This is a genomic window from Actinacidiphila alni, from assembly GCF_900112845.1.
GTDB lineage: Bacteria > Actinomycetota > Actinomycetes > Streptomycetales > Streptomycetaceae > Actinacidiphila > Actinacidiphila alni.
In genome coordinates this window covers 124,615-136,559 of sequence record NZ_FONG01000018.1, presented here as the reverse complement: position 1 = coordinate 136,559, position 11,945 = coordinate 124,615, and the positions used below count along the sequence as shown (strand labels likewise).

General features: G+C 68.2%; 6 protein-coding genes. 1 reads left to right on the top strand and 5 read right to left on the bottom strand.

Going from position 1 to position 11,945, the window contains the following annotated elements:
• Positions 1–57 precede the first annotated feature (57 nt).
• The 5 genes from BM076_RS26300 to BM076_RS26280 form a co-directional block, all read right to left on the bottom strand.
• Positions 58–261, bottom strand: a complete 204-nt coding sequence (locus tag BM076_RS26300) for a cold-shock protein (protein WP_093716171.1) — start codon at positions 259–261, stop codon at positions 58–60.
• Between the two features lie 233 nt (positions 262–494).
• Positions 495–2,843 carry a M4 family metallopeptidase gene (locus BM076_RS26295; protein WP_093716170.1) on the bottom strand — a complete coding sequence of 783 codons (2,349 nt, stop codon included), beginning with the start codon at positions 2,841–2,843 and terminating at the stop codon, positions 495–497.
• A gap of 482 nt (positions 2,844–3,325) precedes the next feature.
• The gene (locus BM076_RS26290; RefSeq protein ID WP_093716169.1) at positions 3,326–4,156 is read right to left on the bottom strand and encodes a hypothetical protein; all 831 of its coding nucleotides are present in this window, start codon (positions 4,154–4,156) and stop codon (positions 3,326–3,328) included.
• 84 nt (positions 4,157–4,240) lie between these two features.
• A complete protein-coding gene (locus tag BM076_RS26285) occupies positions 4,241–6,127 on the bottom strand; it encodes an ABC transporter ATP-binding protein (protein ID WP_093716168.1) in 1,887 nt (628 codons plus the stop codon).
• Positions 6,124–7,977, bottom strand: coding sequence for an ABC transporter ATP-binding protein (locus tag BM076_RS26280; RefSeq protein ID WP_093716167.1), 1,854 nt, complete (start codon positions 7,975–7,977; stop codon positions 6,124–6,126). The genes BM076_RS26285 and BM076_RS26280 overlap by 4 nt, the downstream gene beginning before the upstream one ends.
• A gap of 361 nt (positions 7,978–8,338) precedes the next feature.
• Here BM076_RS26280 and BM076_RS26275 point away from each other — a divergent pair, with 361 nt between their 5' ends.
• A complete protein-coding gene (locus BM076_RS26275) occupies positions 8,339–11,833 on the top strand; it encodes a LamG domain-containing protein (RefSeq protein ID WP_143120647.1) in 3,495 nt (1,164 codons plus the stop codon).
• Positions 11,834–11,945: the final 112 nt, after the last annotated feature.

Sequence of the window (11,945 nt, the reverse complement as noted above, 5' to 3'; positions counted from 1 at the left end):
CCGCACCGTGCGGTGCGGGCCTCTCGTCACCGAGCGTTGCTGCCCGGTTACTCTGAATCAGAGGGCGCGGATGTTCTCCGCCTGCGGGCCCTTCTGGCCCTGGGTGACGTCGAACTCCACCTTCTGGCCCTCGAGCAGCTCACGGAAGCCCTGGGACTGAATGTTCGAGTAGTGGGCGAACACGTCCGGGCCGCCACCCTCCTGCTCGATGAAGCCGAAGCCCTTTTCCGAGTTGAACCACTTCACGGTGCCGGTAGCCATAACAATCTCCTTAAAGGCGGGGCAGTTTCCGAAACCGCACTGTACGGATCCGGGTCGCTGTAGATGATCACCCCACACCGGAGAATCCCGGCAAAAACAAAAGTGCGCCCGGAATCGCAATCATCCAGGCGCACAAAAAGTTCTGGGTACCACAACTGCAACGCATTCAGCTTAGCAGAGTCCGGGCCTGCCGTCCTGGCAGACCCGGACTCGTGTCGCTCAGCGGGTGTGACTCAGCTGACGTTGACGGCGGTGTCGTCGATGAGGAAGGAGGTGGCGAGGCTGGAGTCCTCGGTGCCGGTGAACTTCAGGGTGACGGTCTGGCCCTTGTAGGAGGAGAGGTTGACCGAGCGCTGGACGTAGCCGCTGCCCTTGTTGAGGTTGGAGTAGGTGGCCAGGGTGGTGCTGCCGGCTGCGACGGTGAGCTTGTCGTAGGCGGTGCTGGTGGTGGTCTCCTGGCTGCTGACGTAGAGGTAGAAGGTGAAGGTGGCGTTGGTGCAGGTGGAGGGGATGGTCACCGACTGGGAGAGCGTGTCGGTGTGGGTGGTGCCGTAGCCGTCCAGCCATGCCTTGTAGGAGCCGGAGTGCGCGGGGGCGCTGGTGCTGTTGTCGATGACGCCCGCGGACTGGGTCCAGCCGGTGGCGCCGCTCTCGAAGCCCGGGTTGGTGACGAGCTGCGAGGCGGTGCAGGTGCCGCCGCCGGACGAGGTGATCGTCCAGGTGAAGGACGCGGTGCCGGTGGCGTTGGTGGAGTCCTTGGCGGTGACCGTCACGTTGTACGTGCCGGTGGCGGTCGGGGTGCCGGAGATCAGACCGCTGGAGGCGTTGATCGACAGGCCGGTGGGCAGGCCCGTCGCGCTGTAGGTCAGCGCGCCGCCGTTGGTGGTGCTGGCCTGGATCTGCAGGCTGGCGGCGGTGTTCACCACGGTGGACTTGGCACCCGGGTTGGTGACGGTGACGCCGCTGGGCTGGGTGACCCGGCTGCCGACGTTGATCGCCGCCCAGGTGTTGGCGACCGTGTTGTACGTGGCGCTGTTGGCGCCCCACAGGTCGGCCGCGGCCTGCAGCGACTGCGTACGGGCCGCCGCGTAGTTCGTGGTCGAGGTGAAGCGCTCGGTCAGCGACTTGTACCAGAGCTTGAGGGCGTTGTCCCGGCCGATGCCCGGCACGGACAGACCGTCGGAGGTCGGGCTGTTGTAGCTCACCCCGCCGATGACCTTGGCGCCGCTGCCCTCGGAGAGCAGGTAGAAGAAGTGGTTGGCCGGGCCCGAGGAGTAGTGCACGTCCAGGCCGCCGAGGCTGGAGGACCAGTAGTCCTTCGAGCCGCCGTCCTTGCTCGGCTTGTCCATGTAGCGCAGCGGGCTGCCGTCACCGTTGATGTCGATCTTCTCGCCGATGAGGTAGTCGCCCGGGTCCGAGGAGTTGTTCGCGTAGAACTCCACGCCGGTGCCCATGATGTCCGAGGTCGCCTCGTTGAGGCCGCCGGACTCGCCCGAGTAGTTCAGGCCGGCCGAGTTGGCGGTGACGCCGTGGCTCATCTCGTGGCCGGCGACGTCGAGGGCGGTCAGCGGGTGTGCGTTGCCGCTGCCGTCGCCGTACGTCATGCAGAAGCAGGAGTCGTCCCAGAAGGCGTTGACGTAGCTGTTGCCGTAGTGGGTGCGGGAGTACGCGGCGCGGCCGTCGTCGGCTATGCCGTTACGGCCGAAGGTGTTCTTGTAGTAGTCCCAGGTCTCCTGGGCGCCGTAGGCCGCGTCCACACCGGCCGTCTGGGCGGTGGAGCCGTTGCCGTCTCCCCAGGTGTCGTCGGCGTCGGTGAACAGCGTGCCGGTGCCCGACGTGCTGTGGTTGAGGTTGTACGTCTTGTGGCCGCCGCGGGTGTTGTCCAGCAGCTGGTAGGTGCTGCCGGACAGCGTGGTGGTGATGTTCACCTGGCCGCTGTACTCACTGTTGCCGACACCGGTCTCGATGCCCTGGTACTCGTACAGCCGGGCGCCGGTGTTCGCGTCGGTGATGACGTGCAGCTGGTTCGGCGTGCCGTCGTCCTGGACGCCGCCGATCACCGACTCCCACGCCAGGGTGGGCGTGCCGGACGCGGCCCAGACGACCTTGTGCGGGGCGCCGACGGCGGCCGGGGAAGCCGCGCCGTCCGCCTTGGCACGGGCCAGCGCGGTGGTCTTCGCCGAGTCCGCGCTCTTGGCGGCGGTCGTACTGGCCACCGCGATCGAGGCGTCGGTCGCCTTGGTGACGCCCGTGGTCGCGCCGGCGCCGTCCTGATGCACGATCAGGTCGCCGCCGAGGACCGGCAGGCCCTGGTAGGTCCGCTCGTAGCGGGTGTGGAGGCTGCCGTCCGCGTCCTTGGACACCGACTTGACGACCAGCTTCTCACCGGCTCCCAGGTGCAGTGAGGATGCGGTGGCCGCCGTCCTGGACTGCGCCTGCGCGACCAGGGTGGCCTGCTGGCCGGCGGAGAGCGCGGCGGGCAGCGCTCCCGCTCGCGGCTGAACATGTGTACTGGCCTGGGCCGTTGCCTGGTCCGGCACGCCTGCGGAGGCGGTACCTGCGGGCAACGTGACCGCCAGCATCGCTGCACCGGCAATCAGCACTCCTGCGGCTGCTGCCGTGCGGGGGGATCTGCGCACTCGTCACTCCTTCTGCGGCGGTCGCGTGGTGCGCGACCGGTGACAGTCCGGGCAGGTGGGGTTGGTGATCTGCCCGGGTAGAGCTGGTAGAGCTGTGGCGTTGCTGTGGAACGGGGCACAGAGTGGCATCCTTTACCGGTACATGTCATTGTCGTGGGACGAACTTGGCTGAAAATCGTCCGTTGTTCGGTGAGCGGTGTTCGTATAACGGGCGTTTGTCATCGCCGTGTTGCACGCGGAAGAAGATTTTCTCCGGGCAATACGGGACAGGTACGGGCGGAACGTCATCCCCCGGAACCGCCACGCGCCGACGGGAACCGTCCGGCGCCGTGCGGCGTGCCCGCGGACAGGATGACCCGAACGCCCCTCTTGCGGAGGCCGGGGTGTGTCGACCCTGCCGGGCGCCCTCTTCCGCGAGGCGCGGGCTAGGCGCAGGCGTGCCCCGGGGTCACCGAAGGCCAGGCTTCCACCGCGCCGGCCGTACCGATGTATGCGAAGGAGTCGTCGGCGGCGAGCCAGAGGTGCTGGTCTCCCCGGTGGAAACCGGTGTCCCGGGCATCCGGGGGGAGGGCGACCCGGGCCGCGTACGAACGGGAGAGCATGCCGGGCGGCAGGACGTGGGAGGGGTCGCGGGCGTAGAGGGTGGCGCCGACCTCCAGGAAGCGGGCGGCCTGCCAGCCGCAATGAGCGGGCCCCACCGAGCTGTTGACCCGGGACAGCGGCTGCCGCCGCCCCGCCGCGTCGGCCCAGATCTCGTACGGCTGCCGGTCGGTGTAGGAGGCGGGAAACTCCGACGGATCACAGGAAGCAGTGGTCTCCGGCCCCCAACCGGGCCGCCCCGGCTGGTCCTTGGCGACGACGACGGCGACCTTCGTCCGCCCGCCGACGTCGTAGGAGAAGAGCACCCGGTCCGCCTCGGCGCGCTCCACCCGGTAGCCGTCGCGCGGCACATCCGGCTGGTCCATGGCGAACCAGGCGGCCAGCCCCTTCGCGGGGGTGGAGCCGCCGTCGCCCGCGCTCCAGCGGTCGGGGCCGCCGCCTGAATACGGCGGCCCGTCGCATTCGAGGGCGCGGGCCGCCGCCCCGGCGCGGGCCGCGACATCGTCTCCCCGGTGCGCCGCGACGAGCAGCGGCCCGGCGTACGGCGTCGTGGGCGCCTGCCCGCTGACCACCAGGGGGTGCCCGCCGCCACCGCACCCGGCGGCGGCCACCACCAGCAGCCCCGCCCCGACGACCCGTGCCCCGCGTGCCCGCATCCCGTACCCCCGTCCGGCCCGTCGCCGCTTTCGCCGACGGTCGGACGGAGCCGGACCCGTACCGGTTCCCCGGACAGGGCGGGGTCAGACCAGGCTGTCCCGCCACGCCTGGTGCAGACCCGCGAAGTGGCCGTCGTCCGCGATGAGTTCGGCCGGGGTGCCGTCCTCGACGATCCGGCCGTCGCGCATGACCAGCACCCGGTCGGCGATCTCCACGGTGGACAGCCGGTGCGCGATGATCACGGCGGTGCGGCCGCTCAGCACGGTGTGCATCGCGTGCTGCACGGCCTTCTCGCCGGGCACGTCCAGCGAGGACGTCGCCTCGTCGAGGATGAGCACCCCCGGGTCGGCGAGCAACGCCCGCGCGAACGCGACCAGTTGGCGCTGCCCGGCGGAGATCCGGCCGCCGCGCTTGCGGACGTCGGTGTCGTAGCCGTCCGGCAGCGACGCGATGAAGTCGTGGGCGCCGATCGCCTTGGCCGCCGCCTCGATCTCCTCCCGCGTGGCGTCCGGCCGCCCGATCGCGATGTTCTCGGCGACGGTCCCGGAGAACAGGAACGCCTCCTGCGTGACCATCACGACACCGCGCCGCAGATCGCCGCGCGTGAGATCGCTCAGCTCCACCCCGTCGAGCAGCACCCGCCCGCCGGTGGGGTCGTAGAAGCGGGCCAGCAGCTTGGCGAGCGTGGACTTGCCCGCGCCGGTGGCACCGACGACCGCGACGGTCTGCCCGGCCGGCAGCCGCAGCGAGAACTCCGGCAGCACCTCACCGCCGGTGCGGTACGCGAACCGGGCGCCGTCGAAGACGACTTCGCGGCCCGGCAGGTCGCCCGGCCGCTCCGGCAGCGGCACCGCCCGCTCGGGCGCGGGCTCGGGCACGGTCGGCTCCTGGGCCAGCAGCCCGGCGATCTTCTCCAGCGAGGCCGCCGCCGACTGGTAGGAGTTGAGGAACATGCCGAGCCGGTCGATCGGGTCGTAAAGACGCCGCAGATACAGCACGAAGGCGGCGAGCACACCGAGCGCCATCCCGCCGTCCGCGACCCGGTAGGCGCCCCACATCACGATCGCGGCGATGGTGATGTTGGCGATCAGCCGGGAGCCGACGACATAGCGTGCCATCTCCAGGATCGCGTCGCCGTTGGCCCGCTCGTGCCGGTGGTTCAGCTCGAAGAACGCCTCGTCGTTGGGCTCCTCGCGGCGGAACGCCTTGACCGGGCGGATGCCGTTCATCGTCTCGGTGAACTTCACGATGACCGCCGCGATCGCCGTGGACCGCTTGCGGTAGGCGACCATCGAACGGCGCTGGTAGACCCGGATCGCCCAGTACAGCGGCACGTACGACAGCACGGCCGCCAGGCCCAGCTCCCAGTCGAGGAAGACCAGCAGCGCGGTGATGTAGACCGCCGACAGCACGACCTCGATCAGCTCGTCCAGGCCGTCGTTGAGCAGTTCGCGGATCGACTCCACGTCGGAGGTGGAGCGGGAGATCAGCCGGCCCGAGGTGTACCGCTCGTGGAAGTCCAGGCTCAGCGTCTGGGCGTGCCGGAAGATCCGGCCGCGCAGATCGACCAGGACGTCCTGGCTGACCCGGGCGGCGGTCCTGATGAAGGTGCGCTGGAGGATGCCGGAGGCGATGCCGCAGCCCATGTAGCCGCAGGCCACGGCGATCAGCGCGCCGTGCCTCCCGTCGCGCACCGCCGGGATCGCGTGGTCGATCGCGTACGCCACCAGCAGCGGCCCCGCCTGCACCGCCGCCTGCTGGACCAGCAGCAGGACCGCGGCCAGCCAGACGCGGGCGCGGTGCGGGCCCAGCAGCGAACGCAACAGCGTGAACTGGGCGTTCTTCGGCGCGGGCAGGACGTCCTTGGCGAAGGGGTCGTCCGGCGGCAGCGCCGGGGCGACGGCCTCGGCCTCCTCCGGCTGCCGGGGTTCCTCGGCGTCCGCCACGCCCTGTTCGGTCACGGACGTCATCGGGCGTCGCTCCTCTCCAGCGGGGTGTGCGGTGCGCGCGGGGTGTCCGTGGGCCGGGTGTCGCCCGGTTCGTCGGCGCCCGACATCAGATGGCGGTACGCGGCGCTGTCGTGCAGCAGCTCGGCGTGTGTGCCGACGGCCGTGATCCGGCCGTCCTCCAGCAGTGCGACCCGGTCCGCGAGCAGCACCGTGGACGGGCGGTGCGCGACCACCAGCGCGGTGGTCTCCGCCAGCACCTCGCGCAGCGCGGCCTCCACCAGCGCCTCGGTGTGCACGTCGAGCGCCGACAGCGGGTCGTCGAGCACCAGGAACTGCGGGCGGCCGACCACCGCCCGGGCCAGCGCGAGGCGTTGCCGCTGCCCGCCGGACAGGCTCAGCCCCTGCTCGCCGACCTGGGTGTCCAGGCCGTCCGGCAGCCGCTCCACGAAGTCGCACTGGGCGACGGCCAGCGCCCGTACGATGTCCGCCTCGTCGGCGCCGTCCGGGCCCGCGCCCATCGCCACGTTCTCCCGTACGGTCGCGGAGAACAGCGTCGGCTCCTCGAAGGCGACGGCGAGCAGTTCGCGCAGCCGCTTCACCGGGAGTTCCGCGATGTCCGCGCCGTCCAGGGTGATCCGGCCGCCGGTCGCCCGATGCAGCCGGGGGAGCAGCGCCGTCAGCGTCGTCTTGCCGCTGCCGGTGGCGCCGACCAGCGCCATCGTCTCGCCCGGCCGGATGTGCAGGTCGACGCCCCGGAGCAGCTCGGCGCCGGTCTCCGGCGCGTCGGGGTAACGGAAGCGCACCCCGGTCATCCGCAGGCCGTCCTGATACGTCGCGCCGGCGCCGTCCGGAGCGCCCGCGACCTCCGGCTCCGGTGTGTCCATCGCCTCGAAGTACCGGTCGGCGGCGGTCGCGGACTCATTGCTCATCGCCAGCAGGAAGCCGATCGACTCCACCGGCCAGCGCAGCGCGAGGGCCGTCGACAAGAACGCCACCAAGGTGCCGGCCGACAGCTTGCCGTCCGACACCTGGAGCACCCCGCACATGAGGGCGGCACCGATCGCCACCTCCGGCAGCGTCATGATCACCGCCCAGATGTCCGAGAGCAGCTTCGCCTTGCGGATCTCGGTGCGCCACAGTCCCCGTGTCTGCTCGCGGAAGGCGCGCGCCTGGCTGCGGTGCCGCCCGAACGCCTTGATGATCCGGATGCCGAGCACCGACTCCTCGACCAGCGTCGCCAGGTCGCCCGCCTGGTCCTGCGCGCGGCGGGCGGCCAGCGCGTACCGCGTCTCGAAGACCGAGCACATGATCATCAGCGGTACGGCGGGTGCCAGCAGCACCAGACCGAGCAGCCAGGACTGCGCGAACAGGATCGCGAAGCCGATCACCACGGTGACGGTGTTGACCACCAGGAACACCAGTGGGAAGGCGAGGAACATCCGCAGGATCTGAAGGTCCATCGTGGCCCGCGACAGCAACTGCCCCGACGCCCACCGGTCGTGGAACTCCACCGGCAGCCGTTGCAGATGCCGGTACAGATCCGCCCGCATCGCCGCCTCGACCCCGGCCAGCGGCCGGGCCACCAGCCACCGCCGCACCCCGAACAGCCCGGCCTCCAGCAGCCCCAGCAGCAGGATCAGCCCGCCGCCCAGCCACACCCCGGCCGGATCGTGGTCGGACACCGGCCCGTCCACCATCCACTTCAGCACCAGCGGAATCAGCAGCGCCATGCACGAGGCCACGGCTCCCACCACCGCCGACCAGCCCAGCCGCCCCCGCACCGGCCGCACATACGGCCACAACCGCAGCAGCGACCGGATCGCCGATCTCGAACGGACAGCGGGCGCGGGGTCAGGGGTCGTGGCAGACATCACCCCTGACACTAAGCGCGACCACTGACACCGCTCACCCGATTTTCCGCCGTCCCGCCGGCGGGCGACGGGACGGCCGTCGGCTCCTGGTGCCTCGGCGCCGGTGGAGACGTCAAAGAAGCGTTCTCTTTGCCGCTCCAAGGGTGACGAATCATGAACTCTTGACCATCACATGACTCCACCGTGGTGCGCGTCCAGCGAGGATCACCGTCTGGACAACTCATGTCCACTTGAGTAACACCTGGGGTGGGGACGCAGTATGGGGTTTGTGGGGGGCAGGCGGCAGCATGCGCGAAAAGCGTGGCTGGCCGTAGTGGCATTGTGCGTTCAGCCGTTGGTGGCCGTGGCGGGACACGTGGCCGTGGCGGGCAGCATGCCAACTGCGGCGGACGTTTCGGCACGGGACCTGTCTCCCGAGGCAGCGGCGTCCAAGCAGGCAGCGGAGTCGGGCGACCCGGTCGAGGTCGCGTCCGAAACGACGCCGACCGAGCGCATCACCGCCCAGCCCGACGGTACGTTCAAGCTCGACGCGAGCACGACGCCCGTACGCGCTCGGCAGGGCAATGCGTGGGTGCCCATCGACACTACCCTTCAGTCACAGCCCGACCATACGATCCGCCCGAGGGCCGCAGCCGTCGACATGACCTTCTCCGGCGGCGGGTCGGATCCCTTGGCAACGGTCACGTCGGACGGCAAGACGTATTCCATAACGGCGCCGTGGACGTTGCCGGCTCCTACTGTGTCGGGTGCTACAGCCACGTACCCATCGGTGCTGCCCGATGTGGATCTGGTGGTTTCGGCCGGCGCCGATGGTTTTGCCGAGAACGTGGTCGTCAAGACGCGGGAGGCGGCGCAGAACCCGCAACTGGCGGCGCTTCGCTTCCCTGTGGCGTTGAGCGGCCTCACAGTGAAGCAGCTCTCCTCGGGCGGTGCGGCGCTGATGGACAGCACTGGGCGCTCGCTTTTCACGACGGGAACGGCGCTGCAATGGGACAGTGCCCCAGCAGAGCAGGCATCCGGTCTCCAGAAGACGAACCGGGATGCGGCATCTGTGGCAACCGATGACGACGCCACCAACGACCCCACGCCGGGATCGAGGACCACCGCCATGGGCGTCTCGATCGACAACACGGCAATGACTGTCACTCCGGACCAGGCATTTCTGGCCGATGCCGACACGGTCTACCCAGTGGTGCTTGACCCGCAGACGACCGGCAATCACCTGGCCGGCTGGACCGCTCTGTGGTCGAACGGCACCATGGCGTCGACATCGTTCTGGGATACGAAGCACTCGCTGGGCGTGGGCTACGACGCCTATGTGGACAACAAAAAAGTCAGATCGCTCTACCAGTTCGACACCCACGGCGTATCCGGCAAGCAGGTGCTTGAGGCCACCTTCACCGCCGAAGAGGTGTGGTCGGCAAACTGCACCCCCAAGAACGTCGATCTCTGGCGGACGAGCTCGATCTCACAATCGACAACATGGAACAAGCCGCCAAAGTGGTACACCAAAGTCGATAACCAATCCGCGGCGAAGGGCTATTCGTCCGCATGCCCCGGCGGCAACCTCTCTTTCAATGCGAAAGGGGCGGTGGCGGCCAGCGCGGGGCAATCTTCGGGCACCACGACACTCGGGCTGCGTGTAAGCGATGCCGATGACGACGACCCCATCGCCTGGAAACAGTTCGCATCCCCCAATGACGCCATCCCCACCCTCTCGGTCACTTTCGTGTCTGCTCCTGAGGAGCCCACGAACCTGCGCATGTCCGATCCGAACGTGGGCTGTGGGACGGAATCACACCCCTCCGTGATCCATGACGTAACGCCGACTCTGGCAGCGGCACCGAAGTCGTCGGACGGGTCCCAGGCGACCCTGCGACCGAATTTTCGTGTGCGGACTCCGGGCGGGGTCGAGATCGCCAATGGGCATCCCTCGGCCTGGACTGCGTCGGGCACATCGGGTACTTGGACCGTGAGTGGGCTGACCGATGGCGCCACTTACCACTTCCAGGCGCGATCGGAGTACCAGTACAACTGGAGTGGCCACAGCGGATCGATGTATTCCGAGTGGTCGAAGTACTGCTATTTCACGATCGATACGACCGCACCACCCAAGCCAGTTATTTCCCCCGCTGCCGTAAAAGGTATCTACCTCGGATGCGCCACTCCACTTGATGAGGACGATTGCACAGCTTACGGCGGCGTAGGGGTGGCCGGAGACTTTCTGATCTCCGCTGGCGCGTCCGACGTGTTGACGTACATCTACCAACTCAATGGCGGGCGACTGGTGCAGAAGACCTTCAAGAGCCCAACGCCCAGTCTGACCATAGAGATGACCCCGGATGTACGCGGAGTCAATGAACTGCAAGTCGAGACTCTCGACGCGGCGGGGAACCGTTCGAGCAGCGGATTCTTCGATTTCAAGGTTGCGGCAGGCGCACCTGCGGTGGACACATGGTCCTTCGACGAGGGCACCGGTACTTCAGCCGCGGACTCGGTGGGAGGACACACCGCGACGCTGGGCGGCGGGGCGACCTGGTCGAGCCGTGCTCGTCTCGGCAAGTCGCTTATCACCAACGGTTCGACTGCGTACGCTACAGCGCCTGCAACAGGCCTGGACTCGTCGCATTCGTTCACGGTCGGTGGTTGGGCCGATCTGGTGGGCAGCACGCAGAACTCGGTGATCGTCTCCCAGACGGGGACGAATGGTACCTCATTCGCCCTTTACTACTCCGCCTCGTACAAGGCATGGGTCTTCAACCGGTACACCAGCGACTCGGCGACACCCACGATCGTCCGGTCGGTCTCCACCGCGACGCCGGTTCCAGGCGTGTGGACCCATCTACTGGGTGTGTACGACGAACAGGCGCAGACGATTCAGCTCTACGTCAACGGTGTGCCGCAGGGGGATCCCGTTTCCTTCACCACGCCGTGGAAGGCCAGTGGGTCCCTGCAGATCGGCCGCAGCAAGATCGGTGGCGAATACTCGGACTATGCGAACAGCCGTATCGACGAGGTCAACTTCTGGAATCGCATCCTCGCCGACGATGAAGTAGCCGATCTTCAATCCATGGCGGTGGGGCCGAATACTCAGGCGCGGCCGGCCCTGGTGGCGGACTGGGAACTCAACGAAACATCGGGCAGCACAGCGGCCGACGGCACACCATATGCCAACACAGGAACAGTTGGCGCGGACGCGACATGGGTGAACGACGACACCATGGGCAATGTGCTGCAACTCGGCGGCAGCGTGAATTCCTATGTGAATTCCCCCGGTGCGACAGTGGACTCGCAGGGCGACTTCACGGTATCCGCATGGGTGCGGCTCAACCCGGATTCTCTGGCGGACACGTCGACATCACACACGGTGCGTGTCACGGGGCAGTCCGGATCAGTACGTGATTCGTGGGGCCTCTGGTACTCCCAGGCGGCCGGCCAGTCCCAGGGCGTGTGGGTCTTCGGCCGCACATCTGCCGACACGACGACGGCGACGACAACGACGGCTCCGGATGACGTAGTAGCCGGAAAGCTCGTAGACCCGGGGGAGTGGACGATGGTCACCGGTGTCTACGACGGCGCCCATGCCCAGATGTACCTCTTCGTCAATGGGGTGCCGCAGAATGTGTCCGGCAGCGACGGCAACACGGAATCCATCGGCAAAGGAACGACGTTCGCGAATCCGTGGCAGGCCAAGGGCGATCTCTCCATCGGTCGTGGACGTACCAGTAACGGCTCGTACGGCGATGCGACAACCGGCCTTGTCTCCAAGGTCAAGGTGTGGACGGGCGTAATGTCTCCGGCCGCCATCAACCAGATGTATACGGACGATTACCACATCACGTGGCCCGACGAGTAAGCAGATTCAATCGCGCTCACGCGCGGGACGGCCAGGCTCGATCCAAGAGGGAAGCGGAGTTCGGTGATGCGCGGCTTTGGGGTGGGGACCGTTAAGCAGAGGCAGCGGCGAT